Origin of the sequence: Hominiventricola aquisgranensis (genome assembly GCF_040096225.1) — a bacterium.
In the GTDB taxonomy this organism is placed as follows: Bacteria; Bacillota; Clostridia; order Lachnospirales; family Lachnospiraceae; genus Hominiventricola; species Hominiventricola aquisgranensis.
In genome coordinates, this window is record NZ_JBBMFC010000012.1 from 72,330 (window position 1) to 93,589 (window position 21,260).

The following is a 21,260-nucleotide window of genomic DNA, read 5'->3' on the forward strand; positions in this document are numbered from 1 at the left end:
ATATGAAAGAAAAGTCCCTTGTCTATGTATTGGATTTATTCATTTGATAATGAAGTTGGTTCTTCTTCCGTTTCTTCTGTTTCTGGCTCTTCTATAATTTTCAGATTTCTCTTTGCGACATAACCTTCCTTCCGTACACCATCCTCATCTATGAACGTAACCTTGTAGTAGTAATTTGTATTTTTGATGATAGTTGCTTCTATATTTTTCTTTAATCGGGTAACAATTTTGGCTCCTTTTTCAGGAAGTTCTTTTACATCACTTGCTACATAAGTCATAACTGGAAGTCCCACATTTTCCTGAAGATAAGGCTGAATAAAAATCCCCCATATGAATAACCAAAAATTGATTACAATAAAATATTTTTTGTATTTTTCTGCCGCCCAATTTGCAACTCTCTCTTGGAAACCAACAGGATTATTCATTTGATCATTTATTGTATCTTGAATTTCCTGCTCACTTGCAAAATCTGTTTCCAGCTCTACATTTTCTGAGATATTCTCTTCTTGAAGAGATTCATATGCTGCATCGACAGCCTCTTTAAAAGTTCCGTTTTTTTGCAGTGTTTGAGAAAAAATTTTGCCGTAATTAATACTCTCTAACTGATTAATCTGTTCAGCAATAACACTATCCGTAAAAATTTTCATTGATTCCTGAAGGTTCTGAATTGAACGCGCCGTATCAATAGTGCTTACTGATATCAATAATTTTGCAATATTTTGTATGCTATCTAGGCTCCTTCTAGATTCTTCCGCGATGTTTATTGCTGAAAACTGTCTTCCAATCTCTTCAAAAGATTCCATTGATTGTTTATAAGACTCTGATACCTTAAAAGGCGTATACGCAGCTTTCAATACTGCTGACACAGATTTTGATATATCTACATTTTCATACTCCTTCACCATTTCTGCTATTCTACTGCTCATAAGTTCTGCTGCTCCTGTAAATGCCGATGTGTCAAAGATCATTTCAGACAATGTTTTAGTTAATGGTATTAACGATTTCCTGATTTTTTCAAATGATTCTAAATAGGAATCATACGGCGTTTTCGAGTTATCATTTTTCATTTAGTTATACCTTCCAATAAAAAATCCCCAATTTCTGTTCTTGGTTTCAATTATACAACAAATTTCAACAAAGAAAACGTCATTTTTCCGTCAAAAGAGCATTAAGAAAAGGACTAGCAGCTCTGCCAGTCCAACTTAAATATTTATGAAACTCTCCTAAAGTTATTTCTATTTGTTTCAAATCGACATCCTTGATTTTTATTAAAGTCTTCTAGAGTTATATTTAAAGTTACCTGTCTTATAAACTTATATTCTCCCAACCACAACTCTGCATCTTTTCTTACAGAATGCCATCCCATAGAGCAGAATATCATTTCTCCCATCATTCAGCAGATATTCCTGATATCTTCTGTCTTTAATCTGATCCAGCGCATTTTGACACGCCTGCTCCATATCCTTGTATTCCTTTGTGTATTTCAGTTCCACAACAATACCTGCATCTGGATCATCCGTCTCCACGATAATATCCGCAAATCCTGCTCCAGCTTCTGCATTGGATTTTACCAGCCAGTCCGCATTTCCCGTGAGGATTCCTACCAGCAGATTATGATACGAGCTTTCTTTCTCTTCTTTTCTGGCTCTGGTATCAAAGACACTGACCGAATTGCTCAGGATCTTATTCAGATATTTTTCGATTTCTTCTGTATTTCCTTCTGCAAATGCTTTCCAGAAATTCTGCAGCTGCTCTGTGTTGGAAAAAATCGATTTCTTAAACCATTCCTGTATCTGAAGTTTGAATACTTCCCTGACTTCTTTGTTAGGAATCACCAATTTGTAGGCGCCAGCATCCGTCAGACCAGTCTGGGTCAGATAACCCGTGGTAAACAGGACACTCCAGAGGTTATCAATGCTGTTGTCGATTTCATCATAGGTCAGATCCAGCCGAATCTGTTTTTCAATCGATTCACCGGCAATCAGACTTTCAATCTCACTTCTGGTTGTCTTGGTAGCTTTGTCAATAAATCTCTTTACCAGATCATTTCCGCTGGTATTGATCCAGTAAGCTTCAGGTCTGGCATTTGGATCACTCCTGATCCGGTCCACATGATTCACCACATCCCACGGACAATAGACATCTGCATTTCCAAAGCGGTATCCATCATACCATTCCTTTGTCTCATCAAACCGGTTCTCCACATGATAATATGTAAAAAGTTCTTTTACTTCTTTATCCGTAAAGCCAAACTGCTCATCAAATCTTGTGTCCGTAATAGACAGAATCTTAAAATTATTAAGCCCTGTAAATATGCTTTCCTTAGAGACCCGGAGACAGCCTGTCAGCACAGCAAATTTCAACGCGTTATTGGTTTTTAATACTTTTCCAAACATTGCACGTATCAAAGTAACCATTTCCTGATAATACCCATGCTGGAAAGCCTTATCCAACGGCACATCATATTCGTCTATCAGAATGATCGTTTTTTTACCATAATGCTTGTATAACAGTTCCGAAAGTGTCTGCAAAGAAGAGAGTAACAGTTCATCGCTCATCTGATATGTTCCATCCAGAAGAGTTACCATCGATGTATATTTGTCTTTTTCTCTGTTAGTCAGACGAAAACTATTTTCCAGGAATTCAAAGCGTTCTGCCTCTTTGGCAATCAGTTCAATCATCTGATATTTTGCCGCTTCATAATCCAGTCCTTCCACATTTTTCAGCGAAATAAAGATAACAGGATATTTCCCCATATATTCTTTACATAACTGCTCATTACTGGAAATCGCTAATCCATCAAACAGTGCAGGATCTGTGCCAATCTCAAAAAAGCATTTCAGCATACTCATATTGAGTGTTTTTCCAAAACGCCGAGGACGGGTGAATAGGTTCACTTTTCCCCTGTTATCAAGCAGCTGCTCAATCAGCTTTGTTTTATCAATATAGTAATAACCGTTTGATCGAATCTCTTCAAAATTTTCGATTCCAACTGGTAATTTTGTCTGTTCACCCATGACTTACGCTCCTCCCCTCTGGCCTGATTTCGTTCATATACTTTACTAATAGTATAACCGCATAGCAAAGATTCTGGCAACTGTATTTATGTTACTTTTTACGGCTCATAATCCGCGATCATCTCGATGAATTCCCTCACTCTCTTCTGCTTCCACTCCGGCAGAGCATTGTAGACTCTCTGAACCGGCAGTCGGCGGGCCGGCTTTTCTGGCACTTCCCCATCTTCCATGAATTCTCCCATCAGAACATCCATGGACACATCCAATACATTGCATATTTTCATCAGGGTGTATACCTGTGGCCGGGTCTTTCCGCACATCATCTCGCTGATCGTGGATGCGGACAGTCCTGCTTCTCTGGCAAGGGATGACATGGTCAGTCCTTCTCTTTCACTGTACCTTCTGATCTGTTTCAAAATTCTCTCACATACCTTCTCTGGATCGTATCTCATAAGCGTGCTCCTTCTTCTTTCGATTTTTTGAAAGGTATTTTCGCTTTTTCGAAAATTCTTTCCTATAATCGCTTCTATATATATAACGAGTTTGTAGCTTTGTTTTGACACTTTTTGAAAAAAATTTTTAAATTTCTTCAAAAAGAGTCCGGGAACGTGTTCCGGACTCTTTTGTTCGATCAAAAACATTCTTCTTTTTCTTCTCTGCAATTGATGAATTTGCAGGTTCCTTTTTTATCTTCTGGAAATTCTGTGAAAATGCAGTTTTTGAATTTGCATTTTACAAAAGATACTCTTGTAAGCGTCACATCCTGGATAATGCAATCTATAAATACACACTTGTGAAATTCTGTTTCTTTAAACTTACTGTGTGAGAAATTGCATCGGATAAATTTTGCTCCGGTAATATAATTCTCTTTCCATGACATGCCAATGGCAACGCAATCTTCCATGCGGACCCATTCCAGACTGGAACGTTCCAGATGGATATTGCTGAGAATGCAGTAATTGAACATATCACTTTCCATATCCAGCAGCTCATAATCACTGCACATAAAATTGCACTTGATATATCCGTTAGCCAGGAACTTTGCTCCGATAACGATCCGTGTAAGCGAGAAATTGCTGTTCAACACGGATGTACAGAATAGTTTCCCACCTGTGATATGATATCCGTAATAGTTCTGATTCTGAAGGACCTTAAATTTTGCGCTCAATGTCAGGGGCATATTTTCACCTGCCTCTTCTCATGTCTCGGATACGGCTTTCTCTCATCCGTCAGATCCAGCAGATAGTCCACGCTCGTCTGATAAAACCTGGATAGTTCGATCAATGTCTCCAGGGGCACATGGATCTTTCCTGTCTCATAATCGCTGTACGTTGTCTGGCTGCAGCCAAGATGCTTTGCCAGATCTTTTTGTTTCAAATCTTTATCTTCTCTTAAATCTCTGATACGCCTGTACACAACTTTTACACCTCATTATTAACATAACGTAAAAGTCGACAGCATATTGATTTTTACCGGTATTTCCGGTAAGATTTTCCTTTTTCTTCCAAATATCGCTAAAAGAAACGCAAAAAACAGGTGCCACGCAGCACATGACACCTGTTCATCTTTCCTTTTAATAGCCAGTATAGCTGATGTTCATATCTACATTTCCTTTGATACCGGAAACGCTTCCTTTGGAAGAATACTGCCACATATCATATTTTCCAGAATATGTGCAGCTGGAATTGTACTGTGCCACCCAGATACAGTATCCGTTCAGTGCGGATGCATTCAGCTGGTTTGCATACCAGGACTTGCTGGCGTAAACTCCTGCTTTGTAGCCTCCATTTCTGACTGTCTGGCAAAATGCCTTTACAACTGCAGTACGGGCACTCTTGCTCAATCCGTTGGCACGTCCGCCGGATGCACTCTCTGTATCAATAAAGATCGGATATGTCACTTTATAACCGGATGCCAGAGACATGGCCATACTTGCCTCTTCTACTGCTTCTGCTTCGTTGACTGCCTGTGTAAAGAAGTACAGTCCGACTTTAATGCCTGCCTTTGTGGCACCGGAAATATTTTTCTTAAAGTACGGATCCTGAACCAGTGCTCCGCTGGAAGATCCTCTGTATCCTACACGGATGATTGCAAAATTGATACCGGAAGCTGCCACAGCACCCCAGTCGATATTTCCCTGATACTTGGATACATCGATTCCACGGTTACCAGAACTCTGTGATAAAGCTCCGTCACCTCCGAAGGTATACATCACACCGCCGATAACCTGATTACCGGTTATTTTATTGTGATTTGCATCATAATAATATACTTTTCCACCATCTGTTCTCCAGCCGGTGTACTGCGGAGATGTATAGAAGGTATCCGTAAATGCATAATCCTTAAGGGTCGCCTGCTTTGTTGCATTTGCATCTGTATACAGAACATTTCCTGATTTATCTTTCAGTACAACGGAGCTGTCAGAGAAGTCTGCAACCGTTACTTTCGTCTTCACAGAAGCCTCTTTTGTGGTTTCCTTTGCATCCGTGACATATGTAATGGTGGCTGTCACTTCTGCAGAACCTTTACTTTTTGCAGTCAATGTTACAGAATTTCCGCTGTCACCTGACAGTGCAACAACTCCTGCATTGGAACTGCTCCATTTTACCTGTTTGATCAGTGCACTTTCTCCCGTGATGTGAAGTGCAACTGCCAGAGAATCAGATGCGGAACTGCCTCCGTTATAGAGAGTTACTGTCTCCGGAAGAGTGACCGTAGCTGTTGTCGCAGCAACTGCTGCCTTGGCATTTGTATCCGTCGTCTGTTCTGCTGCCGCATAAACCGTTCTCATGGAGAAGATCTGTCTCAGCGCTGTGGTCAGGCTCTGCTCAGATGTACCCTCACCTTTGGAAGGGGGCTCCGGTGTGGTTGGTTCTGTTGGCTGTTCCGGGATAGTTGTCCCGCCGGAATTATCCCCGTCACCTTTGTCATCATTTTTACCCGGCTCTATTGGTCCGCCGGAATGATCGCCGTTGCCCGGTTCCGTCGGAGTGGTTGGCGTCGTCGGCTCCGTAGTAGTCGTTCCTGCACTCTTAGTCAGTGTAACGCTTACCATCTTACTGCTTGCGGATGCTTTGCTGAAATTGGATACATCTACATCTGCACGGGATACTTTGCTTGTAGATACTTTGCTCTCCAACAGTGGAACGGTATCATTCAGAGTACTTTCCTGCGGTACATCTTTTTTCGCAGTATCCTCTACCGCAGTATTGATCTGAGCTTCCATCTTGATCTCATCTTTGACATCTACTTTTTTGTACTCGATCTTGTCTTTGACAGTTGCCTGCATGGTACCCTTTTTCACTGCATAGGATCCTGCATTTTCCAGAGTAACCGTGTATTTTCCTGCTTCGATCTTATCAATATAGATGATGCCATCCTTGTCCTTATCTTCATAAGTGGAGACTTTTGCATTTTTCTTATCAGATTTTACACTGACAGAGAACTGCTCACCGGTCACAAGCTTGGATTTCTGATCCTCAATCTTAATCTTCAGATCCTTCTCGATAGAAGTACATGCAAGAGAAAGCTCTTTCTGATCTTCCTCAACCGGCTCTTCCTCTTCTTCCTCTTCTTCGATCTCCTCTTCTTCCACCGGTTCCTCTTCTGCTTCCTCTTCAGGCTCAGGACCCGGATCCTCGATCACCTGGGCTTCTGCTACTTCTTTCGGAAGGCTTTCATACCCATAGATCACATAACCTCCTGCACCGATACTTCCGGCTGCAACAACTCCTGCCAGGATCAATGACAGTAGTTTCATTCCTAAAATCTTTTTCATCTCTCCATCCCCACGCTTCAGTGTGTTTGTAGATTAATCTCTTCTGAAAATATCTCTGGTGTACACCTTTTCCTGTACATCATCAAGGCACTTATCATATCTGTTTGCAATAATTGCATGGCTCATTGCTTTGAATTTTTCCAGGTCATTGACCACCACACTGCCGAAGAAGGTCTCGCCATCTTTCAGTGTCGGCTCATAGATGATCACGGTTGCGCCTTTGGCCTTGATCCGCTTCATAACTCCCTGAATGGAGCTCTGACGGAAGTTATCACTGTTGCTCTTCATGGTCAGACGATAGACACCGATGGTCACGGATTTCTCCTTATGCTCATCAAACTCATTTTCCTCATCATATCCATAGTAACCAGCCAGCTTCAATACCCGGTCTGCGATGAAATCTTTTCTGGTACGGTTGCTCTCCACGATAGCCTCTATCAGATTTTCCGGCACATCTGCATAATTTGCCAGAAGCTGCTTGGTATCCTTCGGCAGACAATAGCCGCCATAGCCGAAGCTTGGATTGTTGTAATGGCTTCCAATACGCGGATCCAGACACACACCGTCAATGATCTGCTGGGTGTTAAGTCCTTTGCTCTCTGCGTATGTATCAAGCTCGTTGAAGTAAGCCACACGCAGAGCCAGATAAGTATTTGCAAATAGTTTTACTGCCTCTGCCTCGGTAAATCCCATGAACAATGTATCAATGTTCTCTTTGATCGCACCTTCCTGAAGCAGTGCTGCAAACTCATGGGCTGCCTCCACCAGACGCTCATCATCCTGATCCGTTCCGACAATAATACGGGATGGATACAGGTTGTCATAAAGTGCCTTACTCTCCCGTAAAAATTCCGGGCTGAAGATAATATTGCTGCTGTTAAACTTCTTACGGACACTCTCGGTATATCCAACCGGGATCGTAGACTTGATCACCATGATGGCATCTGGATTGTATTCCATTACCAGCTTAATGACTGCTTCCACTGCGGAAGTGTCAAAATGCTGGGTGCGGCTGTCATAGTTGGTCGGTGCTGCGATCACTACGAAATCTGCTGCGCTGTAAGCCGCCTTCGCATCCATGGTTGCTGTCAGATCCAGATTCTTCTCCGCCAGATATTTTTCAATATATTCATCCTGGATCGGAGATCTCCGGTTGTTAATGAGTTCCACTTTCTCCGGCACGATATCCACTGCCAGAACCTTATGATGCTGGGACAAGAGAGTTGCAATGGATAAGCCCACATAGCCGGTACCTGCAACTGCGATTGTATAATCTTTCATTGTATGTTCTCCATTTGTGATAATTCAAAGTCAATGACTTATTGTTCTTACTATCATTTGCTGAATCTTAAGTATAACACATTATGGCCTCTGTTACAATTCTTCTGGGTCTGCATTTTCATCTTAATGCTGCCCCACGTCCACTTCATCCGTGCTACCATTATAAGTCACACCATCCACATAAAAAATACCCGCGGAACTCCGCGGGGATAGATTATTTCAACGCTTCCGCCAGCCGGTCAAATGCTTCCTGCAATGTTGCCCTCGGGCAGGCGATATTGATTCGCTCGAAGCCTTCGCCATCCTTGCCGAAGATGGCTCCACTGTCCAGCCAGAGCTTTGCTTTGTTGACGATCAGATCTTCTCGTTCTGCTTCTGTCAGCCCAAGCTCTCTGAGATCCAGCCAGATCAGGTAGGTTCCCTCTGGCTCGATCAGGTGAATACCCGGCAGATTGTTGGCAATATAATCACGGGCAAATGCAAGATTCTCCTGCAGATATCCTTTTAACTGCTCAAGCCACTCGCCGCCTTCTTCATAGGCTGCCCGGCAGGCCACCAATCCCATCGTATTGAGCTGGCTGTAGCCTGCCTGATCCACCGCTTTTCGGAAACGATGACGAAGCTCCCGGTTCGGGATAAAAATGTTGGAAGTCTGCAATCCAGCCAGATTAAAGGTCTTGCTGGGCGCCGTGCAGGTGACGGAAATATCCGCATATTTTTCAGACAGACTGGCGAATATGGTATGCTTGTGTCCCTTCCACACAAAATCACTGTGGATCTCGTCACTGACTACGATCACACCATGTTTCACACAGATATCTCCGATCCGGCGCAGTTCTTCCTCTGTCCAGACACGCCCCACCGGATTGTGCGGACTGCAAAGTAAGAATAATGTTACCTTATGCTCCACGATCTTACGCTCCAGATCGTCAAAATCCATCTCATAATGTCCATTTACCAGCTTCAACGGGCTGTTCACAAGTTCCCGTCCATTGTCGCGGATCGCCTCGCTGAATGGATAGTAGACCGGCTGCTGCAACAGCACACCATCACCTTTTTCTGTAAATGCGCGGACTGCAGCTGCAATGGCAAATACAACGCCCGGCGTCTTCACCAGCCAGTTCCGCTTTACTTCCCAGTCAAAATGCTCCCGATACCAGCCAGCCACTGCCTGAAAATAATCATCCTTTGCTTCACTGTATCCGAAGATTCCGTGATCCACGCAGGCATGCAGCCGCTTCAGGATCGGTTCTGCTACACGAAAATCCATGTCAGCTACCCAGAGCGGCAGCACATCTTCACGTTTTCCACGTTCCACAGCAAAATCATATTTCAGGCAACTGGTTCCACGCCGGTCAATAATCTGGTCAAAATCATATTTCATCATTCTATCTCCTTTTCTGCCAGTCAGTGCATGGGCATCCTGTCCGAATCCAGCTGCACTGCTTCTCGATCCACCTGAATATTGCTCTCAGGCTTCAAGCGCCTGCCTCAAATCTGCGATCAGGTCATCTGCATTTTCAATGCCAACAGAAAAACGCAGGAAGCAATCCGTGATCCCCAGCCGCTCACGCACTTCCGGCGGCACATCTCCATGGGTCTGGAGCATCGGATAAGTGATCAGGGATTCCACGCCGCCAAGGCTCTCTGCATAAGAGATCAGCTTTACTTTTTCCAACACCCGTTTTGCTGTCTCCGGAGAATCTACATAGAAAGAAATCATACTGCCAGCTCCACGGGTCTGTGACTTGTTGATCTCATAACCCGGATGTGTGGCAAGACCCACATAGAGAACTTTCGTTACCAACGGATGCCCTTTCAACCATTCTGCCAGACGAAACGCATTTTTCTGCTGACACTCCATCCGCACAGATAAAGTCTTGATACCACGGATCAACAGGAAGCTGTCAAAGGGCGGAAGGGCCGGTCCCACCGTTTTATAGTAATAACGGATCTGCTCCGCCAGTTCCTTATTTGCAGAACATAGGAAACCTGCCAGGGTATCATTGTGTCCGCCGAGGAATTTGGTTCCGCTGTGTACCACCAGATCTGCGCCCAATGCAATGGGATTCTGGAAATACGGAGACAGGAATGTATTGTCCACGATGAGTTTCAGCCCATAGGTATCTGCCAGCTTCTTCATGATCCGCAGATCCGTCACCTGCATGGTTGGATTGCTGGGGGTCTCAATGTACAGTGCTTTTGTATTCGGATGCTTTTTGATCTCTGCTTCTGTGGCGGCCGGATCAGATGTATTTACATAAGAAAAGGAAAGTCCCTTCTTCGCTGCTGTGGTCGCGAACATTCTGACGGATCCACCATAGAGATCCTCTGTACATACAAAATGGCTGCCCGGCTCGAACAGTTCCATGCAAATAGAAAGTGCTGCCATACCGGATGTACAGGCTACCGTATCGTATGCACCCTCCAGGGACGTAACAATTTTCTCCAGTTCACTTCTGGTCGGATTGCTCTCTCTGCTGTAATCATAGCCGGTGGAACGTCCCATACCCGGGTGTGAAAAAGTTGCTGTCTGATAAATAGGGGTTCCCATGGAGCCGTAGGAATGGTCTCTGGTTACTCCTTCGGCTCCGTGGATACATCGGGTCTCAATTCCGTATTCCATATAGTTCCTCCTCAAGCATGTATTTTATTATTCCTATATGTTTAGTATGATTATATCTTTTGCAAAAGCAGATGTCAAATAAATTTCACAGACCATCAAAGAACTTCATTCCTTTCACCACAGCAGAAAAAGCGAAACACATGGACTTCCATGCATTTCGCCTTCTTTGCATTTCATTTTGTAATTGATTGGATGCGGAAACAGCTTCTGATGTCCATCCTAGATGTAATACATATTTTCTTCGTCCTGTTCCCGCTGCATACAGTCCTGCTCAAGATCAGCCAATGTCAGATTCTGAAGTATCTGGTCCAGGCGATCATTGACGCGGTCCACAATATCTTTCTGGATCGTCTCTGTCACAATGGAAGCAGTTCCTTCCCCATTGCCGGTCTCCGACTCCAGATGGTAAGAACCTTCCAGAGCTTCCACGATCTGGGAAACCGTAATCTTGTCTGCAGGATAATTCAGCAAATACCCACCCTGGGAGCCTTTGACGCTTCTGACGATCCTGGCCCTGCGAAGGCTTGCAAATACCTGTTCCAGGTACTGCGGGGATATCTGGTTGCGCTCCGCAATGCTTCCCAGTGACACATGCGTATCACGGGAATACATGGCGAGGTCGATCAGAGCGGTTACTCCGTATCTGCATTTTTTGGAAAATTTCATCCTTACTGTACTGCCTTAAATGCTTCGTCCAGATCCTGGATGATATCGTCGATATTTTCCGTACCGATGGAAAGACGGATGGTATTCGGTTTGATACCCTGATCCAGAAGTTCCTCTTCTGTACACTGGCTGTGAGTTGTGGTTGCCGGGTGGATCACCAGTGACTTCACATCTGCTACGTTTGCAAGCAGGGAGAACAGCTCCAGATTGTCGATGAAATCTTTTGCTTTCTGTGCATCGCCTTTGATCTCGAAAGTGAAGATAGATCCTCCGCCATTCGGGAAATATTTCTTATAAAGAGCCTGCTGCTGCGGATCCTTGGATACGGACGGATGATGAACAGCCTCAACCTGCGGATGATTATTCAGATACTCAACTACCTTCAGTGCGTTCTGTACATGACGCTCTACACGAAGGGACAGGGTCTCCAGTCCCTGCAGGAAGATCCAGGAGTGGATCGGAGAAATAGTTGCTCCGGTATCACGCAGAAGGATTGCACGGATCTTGGTCACAAATGCAGCCGGTCCTACAGCTTTGGTAAAGCTGATGCCATGATAGCTCGGGTTCGGCTCAGTCAGTGACGGGAATTTTCCAGATGCTTCCCAGTCGAATTTACCACTGTCTACGATCACACCACCAATCGTAGTTCCATGTCCGCCGATGAATTTGGTTGCAGAATGAACAACAATATCTGCACCGTACTCGATTGGACGAACCAGATACGGAGTTGCGAAAGTGCTGTCAACAACCAGCGGAATCTTATGTGCATGAGCGATCTTGGCAATAGCCTCGATATCTACTACATCAGAGTTCGGATTTCCAAGAGTCTCGATGTAAACTGCTTTGGTATTTTCCTTGATGGCAGCCTCTACTTCATCCAGATCAAAAATATTTACAAAGGTGGTCTCTACGCCGTATGCCGGAAGAGTATGCTCCAGCAGGTTGAAGGTTCCGCCGTAAATATTTTTTGCAGATACGATATGGTCACCGCTCTGTGCCAGGTTCTCAATGGTGTAGGTAACTGCTGCTGCACCGGAAGCAACTGCCAGAGCTGCAACGCCGCCTTCCAGAGCTGCAATTCTCTGTTCAAATACATCTTCCGTCGGATTAGTCAGACGTCCGTAAATGTTTCCTGCATCTGCAAGACCAAATCTTGCTGCTGCGTGATCGCAGTTACGGAATACATAAGAAGATGTCTGGTAGATCGGCACTGCGCGGGCATCCGTTACCGGATCCGGGCTTTCCTGTCCTACATGAAGCTGAAGGGTCTCAAATTTGAATTTTCTGTCTGCTCTTTTCAATTTTTCTGCCATGGGTCTGTACCTCACTTTATCGTTGTATGTGTGTTTGCGATTATATGCAGATCACCACCTTGACGGTCACTGATCTGTCTTTATTTACTCTGCGAACAGAGGTGTGGAATAATATCTGTCTCCACTGTCCGGAAGAAGTGCTACGATGGTCTTTCCTTTATTTTCCGGTCTCTGAGCCAGCTGGATCGCTGCTTTGAGTGCTGCGCCTGAGGAAATACCTACCAATACACCTTCATGTTTTGCAAGAAGTTTTCCACCTGCAAATGCGTCGTCATTTTCAATAGTAATGATCTCATCATATACTTTGGTATTCAGTACATCCGGAACAAATCCAGCTCCGATTCCCTGAATCTTGTGTGCTCCGCTTCTGCCCTCGGAAAGTACTGGGGATGAAGCCGGCTCCATAGCTACGATCTTCACATTCGGATTCTTGGATTTCAGATACTCGCCTACACCTGTCAGGGTTCCGCCAGTACCCACACCAGCTACAAAGATGTCTACCTGTCCATCGGTATCATTCCAGATCTCCGGTCCGGTCGTTGCTCTGTGTGCTGCCGGGTTTGCCGGGTTCACGAACTGGCCCGGGATAAAGCTGTTCGGGATCTCTTTTGCAAGCTCTTCTGCTTTTGCGATTGCTCCCTTCATACCTTTGGCACCCTCGGTCAGAACCAACTCTGCACCGTATGCTTTCAGCATGTTTCTTCTCTCAACACTCATGGTCTCCGGCATTGTCAGGATGATGCGGTAGCCTTTGGCTGCTGCGATAGATGCAAGACCGATACCAGTGTTTCCAGAAGTCGGCTCGATGATCACAGAACCTTCTTTGAGGATTCCTTTCTCCTCAGCATCCTCGATCATAGCTTTTGCTACACGATCCTTTACGCTTCCTGCCGGATTGAAGTACTCAAGCTTTACAAGAAGCTTTGCTTCCAGACCAAGCTCTTTCTCAATGTTTGTTACCTCCACCAGCGGAGTGTTTCCAATCAGTCCAAGTGTTCCTTTGTAAATATTTGCCATTTTCTTATCCTCCATAATTCCTATCCGTTTACTATGGTTTTCTTGTTGTTGATCGTATTATATTCCCTCTTTTCCTATTTGTCAAGTAGGTTTTTATGGCTTTTGCAAAGTCATGCATAAAAATAATCTGAAGTATGCGGGGGAGCTTGCTTCCCTAAGCATACCTCAGATTATTTTGGTATATGACGCGCAGCGGCATATCGAGCTTTTTAACTGCGTAAGCAGCGGTAAGCACCGCAAGGTGCGGAAAAGCGAGATGCATGACTTACTCTTTCACTACAACACCTTACTTCCATTTGCAGTCAGCCGGAATTTCATATTGAGGATTTCGGCTGCCCCGCGGCACATCATCATTCTTCCAAGAAAAATATCAAAATACTCATACATGGTACAGATACTTTCATCAATCTGCAGGTTCAAAGAGATCAGTTTCTTCTCTTTGATAATCTTCAGCTTTGCCTCTGTGACTGCATAATTTACTCTGTCATGGATATCAAAAGCAGCCCGGTCCTTATCCCTCACACGATTTCTGCGTACATCCGTCTTATCTGCAATGATTAAAGCCGCACTGACCGGATCTGTCGCTCCGCCTGTGGATTCATCATGATTACCGATGGCAGACATGATCGTAATACGGTCCTCCAGAGACAGATCTGTGCCTTCCAAAAGTTCATTTGCCAGAATAGCTCCATATTCTGCATGGCGGCTACGGTTCACTGCATTTCCAATATCATGCATAAAACCTGCAATCTTAGCAAGCTCGATGGTTTCCTCCGTTTTCTTTCTTTTTCTTAGTACGTGCCTATTTTACGTAAAGCCATCAGGCGGTGCTATCCTGCCTCCCTGAAATTCAGGTAAATTATAAGTAAAGAAGCTGTCGCATTCTGTTACTTCTCCAAAAACTGTGCCGGAGTCATGCCCACATAGCGTTTGAAGTATTTATAGAAGTTATTGAGGCTTGCATATCCCACCCGAAATGCGGCCTCCTGAATATCACATTCATGGCTGGAGAGCAGGCGACAGGCCTCCTCGATCCGAAGCTGATGGATGTAGGAAAGGATTGTGACACCCATATGCTTCTTGAACAGCCGGGCCAGATGGCTCTCGGTGCTGTATGTCACTTTGGAGAGATCCTCCAGTTCCATGTTTTCATTATAATGATTATGGATATATTCCAACATTACATTGACCGTCTCGTTGGACGTGAATTTCCAACCGATTGCACGAAAGATAGCTGCTTTGAGCTGCTCAAAATCCACCGGTTTGGACAGGATATCACTGACACCCAGGCGCAGGGCCTGCTGTGCATTTTCAAAAGAAGCAAATGCAGTCAGCACAATGATCTGCGCTCCTACTTCCCTGGACACTTCCTCGATCACCTGAAATCCATTTTTCTGAGGCATATGAATATCCAGAAAGATGAGGCGCGGAGATGTCTCTTTAATCAGTTGAATCGCTTCCTCCCCATCTTCTGCATTTCCCACGATCTCAATGGGGAGCTGCTCTTCCTCCAGAAAATGACAGATAATATTTCTGGTAGCCAGCTCATCATCACAAATCACAGCTTTAATCATCGTTCTCTTCCTCTCCGTCTATCCAGTTCTTGTAAGGGATCTCAATCGTCACTACCGTTCCCCCAGTCTTACCTGCCTGCAATTTCAGGACACAGTTATCTCCATAAGCACTGGTCAGCTTCTCATAGATCATAGAGAGTCCATGACTGCTGCCGCTCTGGATCTGCAGCTCAATCTGCCGGTATCGTTCCTCCTCCAATGCCGGGCCGTTGTTCCAGATCTGAAAATGAATCTGCTTCCGTCCCGCCTTTATGGTCACTATCAGTTTTTTCTCTTTTTCATTGGAAAATCCATGGGTAAATGCATTTTCCGCCACAGGCTGTAGGAAATTAAACGGTACGATGGCCTGCTCCAGTTCCGGATCCATGGATATTTTATAAGAAAATCCCACCGGATACCGCAGTTTCTGCAGCTTTAGATAAGCTTCCAGATAATCAAGCTCCACCGCCAGCGGAATCTGTCGGCCACGGATCCGCACCGAATAGCGAAGCATCTTCGACAAGTCAATGATCGACTGATAGAGAGGTTTCATGCCCCCTTCCAGTGCCTGGGCCGCCATACTGTTCAGCGTATTGAACAGAAAATGGTTATTGATCTTCAGATCCGTCACCTGAAGCTCGGAATCTTTCAGATGCATCTGCAGATCCTTCTGAATATCCAGCGAACTACTCAGATTCTTTTCTGTCTCAAATAGTTCCCGCCGGTACTGGTCAAATTCGCAGAAATTACGTATGGCCTTCGCCACCTTCCGAAGCAACTGCAGAATACCAAAACTACCGCTCTCCGGCATATCATACATATACACTTCTTCTGATGATTGCTTGCTGTTAGACTGCACAATATATCCACCCTGCACCCAGCCAAGAAGTCTGTCATCCCACAGAACCGGCACCTGAAAAATAGTCAGTCCGCAGGGACATACAAATGTATTTTCCGATGCTTCCCCACAATTCTGATCAAGCTTCAGACAATATGGATGATTTCCTTTTTCAATCCCGCATTTTTTGATGCAGGGTTCTGGAAAATAGTCACTTTTCAATACGACACGACCAGATGTATTCCGAATCACAAATGCCATGTGCAGACTCTCCAGAAACTGTGTGCGGACTGCCTCCACAGCCGCATAGAGCTGATCATTGGCACTGCTGCCCGGCAGCGGCCTGGTCTTATCGATCAGACTGTCCGGATCGATGGATACCGGACTTGCCACCAGCAGATGAACCAGCGGCACATCGCCTGTGTTGACAAATTCGTGCGTGCAGCCTGCAGGCATATGGAATCTGGCTCCCGGCTCAAAGATCTGTGGCTCTCCATTGATATAACCAATGCCTCTGCCTTCCAGCACATAGACAAACTGCTCCTCATAATGCACATGCCGGAGCATGGTCTTTCCCGGTTCCACATAGACGGTTCCTGTCCGAAGAGACGCTTCCTCTGATCCCATTCCCGGATATTCCGGTTCCATCCATTCAATATATCCCCAATCTGTCTCCTGCACCCGCATATTAAGTCTCTCCTTTTTGTCAACTGGCCTGTGATTATTATACACCATGAAAGAGGAGCTGTCACACCCTGAAATCATTCAGCCGCGTACAGCCCCTCTTTCTATATCATTATTTTACTTTTGATCAGTCATCAAAAGATCCAGCCGGGTACAGCGGGAATTTTGCAATCAATGCTTCCGCTTTTGCCTTGCATGCCTTTAAGTTAGCTTCATCTTCCGGAGCCTCTGCTACCTGGTTGATGATTGCTGCGATCTCACGGATCTCCGGCTCTTTCAGTCCTCTCTGTGATACAGCAGTCAGACCAATACGGATACCGCTTGTTACACCCGGTTTCTCTGGATCAAACGGAATCATGTTCTTATTTACAGTGATGCCTACTGCATCCAGTGCATTCTGCATGGTCTTACCAGTCAGACCTTTACTTCTTAAGTCAACTACTAACAGATGGTTGTCTGTTCCGCCGCTGACAATACGGAAACCGTATTTCTGAAGCTCTTCTGCCAGGCATTTCGCATTTACAACAACCTGGGCCATGATATCATGGAACTCCTGAGATGCTGCATATTTGAAGGACCAGGTCTTAGCTGCCACCTCAGATCCTGCCTAGAATCTCTTTCCCGGATATCCTTCCAGTGTTTTATTGGTAAATACGCTGCCGCTCAGTTCCATAACTGCCAGCGGTGCGGTACTCTCAGATGCAATCATCTCAATATTATGTTCCTGACGATTTAACTCCTCATCAACCAATGCCGCAAGTTCCGGGTCTGTCTGTCTTGTTACTTTAATCATAGCCTTATTCTCCTCTGCGTTTTCGTTTTTGGTTGTCCTTTGATATAAATCAATATATCATGTTCCACAGACTGATTCTATTCTCAAATCCGGTCTGTCATTTACCATTTTTTACTTTTCCTTTTACACAAACATCAAAATCCATCTACTTAGATGATACCCTGTGCTTTCAGAATAAGCTGTGCGATCACTGCAGACCCAATATAAGTACCGATTCCCTTCATTTTAATTAAAAATATAACAACTTCTACTCATCCCATCCATCAAACAACCGGATATTGACACAAATATTTCTGGTCACATCGCCCTCGATGGTGTCCAGGTCATCCATGTCGGATACAGGCGGAAGGTCCGCCTCGTCCTCAGACAGCTCCAGACTGATCCAGTCATAGACTGCTGCATTGACTTCTTCAATGGCATCATCCAGAGTATCCCCCACTGCCTCACAGCAGGCCAGATCCGGAAGCCATGCTTTCCATGTTCCGTTGTCCTGCTTTCTGATAATTGCCGGATATGTGAATTTCATACTTCTTCTCCTTTTCCATGTGCAGTTCACTGCTCCTGCAGTGCCCGGTCCTCCGCCATGCGCTGACCTGCAGCACTCATTCCACTGCATCGCCGCGGTCGCTGACCAGATGATACCCCACACTCTCCACTCTGCGTGACAGGCATCCTCTGCATTCCGCCGCTTCCTCGCCGGTGCAGATCTTATTGTCATAAAGTTCATAAGCTTTCCGGTTCTTCACCGGTGACAGATTGGGCATCACCACATTGGCTCCCCGCTCCAGTCCTTTTTCTCTTCCTCGCGGATCCATGGTGCCAAGTGCCGTGGTCGCCGGAAGCAATACCTTCGGCAGCATAATACGGATCACTGACAGCAGATACAACGTCAGCTCCACACTGCCTGCCGGTTCCTGCGCAAACCGGGTGTCATGGTGTGGGATAAAGGGTCCGATTCCCACCATCTGAGGCTTAAGCTTTTGTAAAAATACCAGATCCTCTGCCAGGCAGTCGTCCGTCTGCCCCGGACTTCCTACCATAAAGCCAGCTCCCACCTGATAGCCAAGCTTTTTGAGATTCCACAGACAATCCATCCGTTCGGACAGCTTCTGAGTCTCTGGATGAAGCTGGCCATAATGAACTGCATCTGCCGTCTCATGGCGCAGCAGATACCTGTCCGCCCCTGCCTCTTTGAACCGCTTGTAACTGTCATAGGATTTCTCCCCGATAGACAGGGTCAATGCACAGTCCGGCCAGCCCTTTTTGATCTTGCGGATGATAGATTCCATCCGTTCATCCGTATAGTACGGATCCTCGCCGCCCTGCAGCACAAAAGTACGAAATCCCAGTTCATAGCCATTTTCACAGCAGGTCAGGATCTCTTCTTCCGTCAGCCGGTAGCGGTCCGCATTTCGGTTACTCTTACGGATTCCACAGTAATAGCAGTCATTTTTACAGTAATTGGTAAATTCAATGAGCCCTCTGGTAAATACCTGATCCCCGTAGTATTTCTTCCGAAGCTCCACAGCCCGGGTCTTTAAGGCTTCCACTGCTTCCGGATCCTTATACGCCCGGATCAGTTCCACAAACTCATCCTTTTTAAGATTCTGATTTTCCAAAAAATCCTTTACGATCTTCTCCATCTGCGTCCTTACGTCCCCACTCATCATAATCATCCAGGAAATTATACTCCTGATCATCCTTATGATATCCGATCACCGTCCGAAGATTGATGTTGTGCACACTGTTAAAAATATTATATTCGATCACATCGCTGACCTGACGGAAATGCTTGATCAGCTCCGTCATCTCATCACGTTTGGAACCTTTTTCACCGCCGCAGGTAGCACAGTTCTCTGTAAAGCGGCATGCACACTGGATAAAATGCAGCTGATGATAGTCTCTCCATGCCTCAATATCTGCTTCTTTTACCATATAAAGCGGGCGGATCAGTTCCATCCCTTCAAAATTCTTGCTGTGAAGCTTCGGCATCATGGTCTCTACTTTTCCGCTATAGAGCATCCCCATGAGGATCGTCTCGATCACATCATCAAAATGATGTCCCAGCGCGATCTTATTGCATCCCAGCTCCTTGGCATGGGAATAGAGATAGCCTCTTCTCATGCGGGCACACAGATAACAGGGATTGCGGTCAACTTCTGCCACAATATTGAAAATATCGCTCTCGAAGACGGTCAGCGGAATATCCAAAAGCTTTGCATTATCTTGGATAATCTTCCAGTTGTCCTCATTGTAACCTGGATTCATCACCAGAAATACAAGCTCAAACGGGAATTTTCCATGTCGCTGCAGCTCCTGCATGAGCTTCGCCATGAGCATAGAATCCTTTCCGCCGGAGATGCAGACTGCGATCTTGTCCCCCTCCTGGATCAGATCATATTTCTGGATCGCACGCGTAAAACTTCTCCAGATGGATTTCCGGAATTTTTTGATCAGGCTTCGCTCGATCTCCTTGGTCTTTTCTTTTCTTGCGTCCTCTTCTTTCATGAAGCGCTCCAGCTGCAGACGCAGATATGCGCGGTAACCTCCGGTAATATTTCCCGCATCATATCCATGGGAACAGAGCAGTTCCACATAATCAAGGCTACGCTCACCTGTGTGACACAGAACCCACACAGGCTTATCCTTCGGGATCTCTTCATAGCGGTCAACAAATTCCTTCATGGGAACATTGATGGCTCCCTCGAAGGTTCCTCTCTGATACGTATCTGCCGGGCGCACATCTACGATGGTCACAGACCCGGGAGTCAGTTGTTCCAGTTCTTCTATGGTAATGGTCTTCATGCTTTTCCTCCCGTCTTCACCTTTGCCCGGGTGTCTGCGTCTGTCAGATCCTTCACCACTTCTCCGGCAATGATCAGTCCCACCACGGACGGCACGAATGCATTGCTGCCCGGAATTGCCCGGCGCTCCGTACATTTACGGACTGCTCCCGGCGGGCAGATGCAGTGCTCGCGGCAGCTGATAGCCATATCATCAATGGGCTCCAGCGGCTGCTCTTTGGAATATACAACTTTTAACTTTCTGATACCGCGCTTCTTCAACTCCCGGCGCATGACCTTCGCCAGCGGACACACACTGGTCTTGTAGATATCTGCCACTTCAAACGCAGACGGATCCATCTTATTGCCTGCTCCCATGGAACTGATGATGGGCGTTCCTGCCCGCTTCGCCTGCTCCACAAGCTCGATCTTTCCAGTCACTGTATCAATGGCATCCACCACATAATCATACTGGGTAAAATCAAACTGCTCTGCATTATCAGGCATATAAAAGGTCTTATAGGTGTTGACCACCGCATGGGGATTGATATCCAGGATCCGGTCTCTGGCCACATCCACCTTGTATTTTCCAACGGTACTGCGGGTTGCGAGAATCTGACGGTTAATGTTGGTCAGGCATACTTTATCATCATCGATCAGATCAAGAGTGCCCACACCGCTTCTGGCAAGAGCCTCCACCGTATATCCGCCGACACCGCCTACACCGAACACAGCAACTCTGGCATTCGCCAGTCTCTCCATATTATCTTTTCCAAGCAGTAACTCGGTTCTTGAAAATTGATTCAGCATTTATTTCTCCTCATCTCATTTGTTCCCTCTTATACTGCAACAAATCCCAGGAAACGTCAAGATGCGATTAAGAGCCATGCACATATTTTGAAACATGTACA

21 protein-coding genes are annotated in these 21,260 nt (G+C 45.5%); all 21 read right to left on the reverse strand.

Annotated elements, in window-relative coordinates:
* Nucleotides 1–35: 35 nt before the first annotated feature.
* The 21 genes from WMO62_RS08210 to WMO62_RS08310 all read right to left on the reverse strand — a co-directional run bounded on the left by WMO62_RS08210 (nt 36) and on the right by WMO62_RS08310 (nt 21,159).
* The gene (locus WMO62_RS08210) at nt 36–1,067 is read right to left on the reverse strand and encodes an SH3 domain-containing protein (RefSeq protein WP_349144384.1); all 1,032 of its coding nucleotides are present in this window, start codon (nt 1,065–1,067) and stop codon (nt 36–38) included.
* A 246-nt stretch (nt 1,068–1,313) separates the two neighbouring features.
* Complete coding sequence (locus WMO62_RS08215; RefSeq protein ID WP_349144385.1) at nt 1,314–3,017, reverse strand: AAA family ATPase; 1,704 nt, start codon at nt 3,015–3,017, stop codon at nt 1,314–1,316.
* 98 nt (nt 3,018–3,115) lie between these two features.
* Nucleotides 3,116–3,469: a helix-turn-helix domain-containing protein gene (locus WMO62_RS08220; protein WP_117496979.1), complete on the reverse strand. Its 354-nt coding sequence runs from the start codon at nt 3,467–3,469 to the stop codon at nt 3,116–3,118.
* A gap of 179 nt (nt 3,470–3,648) precedes the next feature.
* A complete protein-coding gene (locus WMO62_RS08225; RefSeq protein ID WP_349144386.1) occupies nt 3,649–4,197 on the reverse strand; it encodes a pentapeptide repeat-containing protein in 549 nt (182 codons plus the stop codon).
* The gene (locus WMO62_RS08230) at nt 4,188–4,433 is read right to left on the reverse strand and encodes a helix-turn-helix domain-containing protein (protein ID WP_117496981.1); all 246 of its coding nucleotides are present in this window, start codon (nt 4,431–4,433) and stop codon (nt 4,188–4,190) included. The genes WMO62_RS08225 and WMO62_RS08230 overlap by 10 nt, the downstream gene beginning before the upstream one ends.
* Nucleotides 4,434–4,590: 157 nt before the next feature.
* Nucleotides 4,591–6,795 carry a glycoside hydrolase family 25 protein gene (locus tag WMO62_RS08235; protein ID WP_349144387.1) on the reverse strand — a complete coding sequence of 735 codons (2,205 nt, stop codon included), beginning with the start codon at nt 6,793–6,795 and terminating at the stop codon, nt 4,591–4,593.
* A gap of 33 nt (nt 6,796–6,828) precedes the next feature.
* Complete coding sequence (locus WMO62_RS08240; RefSeq protein WP_117496983.1) at nt 6,829–8,076, reverse strand: nucleotide sugar dehydrogenase; 1,248 nt, start codon at nt 8,074–8,076, stop codon at nt 6,829–6,831.
* A gap of 214 nt (nt 8,077–8,290) precedes the next feature.
* Nucleotides 8,291–9,460, reverse strand: coding sequence for a MalY/PatB family protein (locus tag WMO62_RS08245; protein WP_349144400.1), 1,170 nt, complete (start codon nt 9,458–9,460; stop codon nt 8,291–8,293).
* A gap of 87 nt (nt 9,461–9,547) precedes the next feature.
* On the reverse strand, nt 9,548–10,702 hold the full coding sequence (locus WMO62_RS08250; RefSeq protein WP_349144388.1) for a trans-sulfuration enzyme family protein: 1,155 nt from the start codon (nt 10,700–10,702) through the stop codon (nt 9,548–9,550).
* A gap of 219 nt (nt 10,703–10,921) precedes the next feature.
* Nucleotides 10,922–11,368, reverse strand: a complete 447-nt coding sequence (locus tag WMO62_RS08255; RefSeq protein ID WP_349144389.1) for an RrF2 family transcriptional regulator — start codon at nt 11,366–11,368, stop codon at nt 10,922–10,924.
* A gap of 2 nt (nt 11,369–11,370) precedes the next feature.
* A complete protein-coding gene (locus WMO62_RS08260; RefSeq protein WP_117496987.1) occupies nt 11,371–12,681 on the reverse strand; it encodes an O-acetylhomoserine aminocarboxypropyltransferase/cysteine synthase family protein in 1,311 nt (436 codons plus the stop codon).
* Between the two features lie 84 nt (nt 12,682–12,765).
* Nucleotides 12,766–13,698 carry a cysteine synthase A gene (gene cysK / locus WMO62_RS08265; RefSeq protein WP_117496988.1) on the reverse strand — a complete coding sequence of 311 codons (933 nt, stop codon included), beginning with the start codon at nt 13,696–13,698 and terminating at the stop codon, nt 12,766–12,768.
* A gap of 276 nt (nt 13,699–13,974) precedes the next feature.
* Nucleotides 13,975–14,463 (reverse strand): HD domain-containing protein, encoded by a 489-nt coding sequence (locus WMO62_RS08270; RefSeq protein WP_349144401.1) that lies wholly within the window; start codon nt 14,461–14,463, stop codon nt 13,975–13,977.
* A 122-nt stretch (nt 14,464–14,585) separates the two neighbouring features.
* Nucleotides 14,586–15,272 (reverse strand): response regulator transcription factor, encoded by a 687-nt coding sequence (locus tag WMO62_RS08275; protein ID WP_349144390.1) that lies wholly within the window; start codon nt 15,270–15,272, stop codon nt 14,586–14,588.
* The gene (locus tag WMO62_RS08280) at nt 15,265–16,776 is read right to left on the reverse strand and encodes a histidine kinase (protein WP_349144391.1); all 1,512 of its coding nucleotides are present in this window, start codon (nt 16,774–16,776) and stop codon (nt 15,265–15,267) included. Before WMO62_RS08280 ends, WMO62_RS08275 begins: the two co-directional genes overlap by 8 nt.
* A gap of 124 nt (nt 16,777–16,900) precedes the next feature.
* Nucleotides 16,901–17,368: a hypothetical protein gene (locus tag WMO62_RS08285; protein WP_349144392.1), complete on the reverse strand. Its 468-nt coding sequence runs from the start codon at nt 17,366–17,368 to the stop codon at nt 16,901–16,903.
* A 12-nt stretch (nt 17,369–17,380) separates the two neighbouring features.
* Nucleotides 17,381–17,566, reverse strand: coding sequence for a hypothetical protein (locus WMO62_RS08290; RefSeq protein WP_349144393.1), 186 nt, complete (start codon nt 17,564–17,566; stop codon nt 17,381–17,383).
* A 247-nt stretch (nt 17,567–17,813) separates the two neighbouring features.
* Nucleotides 17,814–18,092, reverse strand: a complete 279-nt coding sequence (locus WMO62_RS08295) for a type II toxin-antitoxin system HicB family antitoxin (RefSeq protein WP_118440105.1) — start codon at nt 18,090–18,092, stop codon at nt 17,814–17,816.
* A 76-nt stretch (nt 18,093–18,168) separates the two neighbouring features.
* Nucleotides 18,169–19,209: a [FeFe] hydrogenase H-cluster radical SAM maturase HydE gene (hydE, locus tag WMO62_RS08300; RefSeq protein ID WP_147601648.1), complete on the reverse strand. Its 1,041-nt coding sequence runs from the start codon at nt 19,207–19,209 to the stop codon at nt 18,169–18,171.
* Nucleotides 19,166–20,371, reverse strand: a complete 1,206-nt coding sequence (locus tag WMO62_RS08305; RefSeq protein WP_117497010.1) for a PP-loop family protein — start codon at nt 20,369–20,371, stop codon at nt 19,166–19,168. The genes hydE and WMO62_RS08305 overlap by 44 nt, the downstream gene beginning before the upstream one ends.
* Nucleotides 20,368–21,159, reverse strand: coding sequence for a tRNA threonylcarbamoyladenosine dehydratase (locus tag WMO62_RS08310; RefSeq protein ID WP_118596807.1), 792 nt, complete (start codon nt 21,157–21,159; stop codon nt 20,368–20,370). The genes WMO62_RS08305 and WMO62_RS08310 overlap by 4 nt, the downstream gene beginning before the upstream one ends.
* Nucleotides 21,160–21,260 lie beyond the last annotated feature (101 nt).

Bases quoted from the DNA above. Each gene is read 5' to 3' on its own strand.
- WMO62_RS08255 (WP_349144389.1), bottom strand. From the start codon at position 11,368: ATGAAATTTTCCAAAAAATGCAGATACGGAGTAACCGCTCTGATCGAC.
- WMO62_RS08260 (WP_117496987.1), bottom strand. From the start codon at position 12,681: ATGGCAGAAAAATTGAAAAGAGCAGACAGAAAATTCAAATTTGAGACC.
- hydE (WP_147601648.1), bottom strand. From the start codon at position 19,209: ATGGAGAAGATCGTAAAGGATTTTTTGGAAAATCAGAATCTTAAAAAG.
- WMO62_RS08250 (WP_349144388.1), bottom strand. From the start codon at position 10,702: ATGGAATACGGAATTGAGACCCGATGTATCCACGGAGCCGAAGGAGTA.
- WMO62_RS08305 (WP_117497010.1), bottom strand. From the start codon at position 20,371: ATGAAGACCATTACCATAGAAGAACTGGAACAACTGACTCCCGGGTCT.
- WMO62_RS08275 (WP_349144390.1), bottom strand. From the start codon at position 15,272: ATGATTAAAGCTGTGATTTGTGATGATGAGCTGGCTACCAGAAATATT.
- cysK (WP_117496988.1), bottom strand. From the start codon at position 13,698: ATGGCAAATATTTACAAAGGAACACTTGGACTGATTGGAAACACTCCG.
- WMO62_RS08235 (WP_349144387.1), bottom strand. From the start codon at position 6,795: ATGAAAAAGATTTTAGGAATGAAACTACTGTCATTGATCCTGGCAGGA.
- WMO62_RS08225 (WP_349144386.1), bottom strand. From the start codon at position 4,197: ATGCCCCTGACATTGAGCGCAAAATTTAAGGTCCTTCAGAATCAGAAC.
- WMO62_RS08240 (WP_117496983.1), bottom strand. From the start codon at position 8,076: ATGAAAGATTATACAATCGCAGTTGCAGGTACCGGCTATGTGGGCTTA.
- WMO62_RS08295 (WP_118440105.1), bottom strand. From the start codon at position 18,092: ATGAAATTCACATATCCGGCAATTATCAGAAAGCAGGACAACGGAACA.
- WMO62_RS08215 (WP_349144385.1), bottom strand. From the start codon at position 3,017: ATGGGTGAACAGACAAAATTACCAGTTGGAATCGAAAATTTTGAAGAG.
- WMO62_RS08280 (WP_349144391.1), bottom strand. From the start codon at position 16,776: ATGCGGGTGCAGGAGACAGATTGGGGATATATTGAATGGATGGAACCG.
- WMO62_RS08290 (WP_349144393.1), bottom strand. From the start codon at position 17,566: ATGATTAAAGTAACAAGACAGACAGACCCGGAACTTGCGGCATTGGTT.
- WMO62_RS08245 (WP_349144400.1), bottom strand. From the start codon at position 9,460: ATGAAATATGATTTTGACCAGATTATTGACCGGCGTGGAACCAGTTGC.
- WMO62_RS08220 (WP_117496979.1), bottom strand. From the start codon at position 3,469: ATGAGATACGATCCAGAGAAGGTATGTGAGAGAATTTTGAAACAGATC.
- WMO62_RS08210 (WP_349144384.1), bottom strand. From the start codon at position 1,067: ATGAAAAATGATAACTCGAAAACGCCGTATGATTCCTATTTAGAATCA.
- WMO62_RS08310 (WP_118596807.1), bottom strand. From the start codon at position 21,159: ATGCTGAATCAATTTTCAAGAACCGAGTTACTGCTTGGAAAAGATAAT.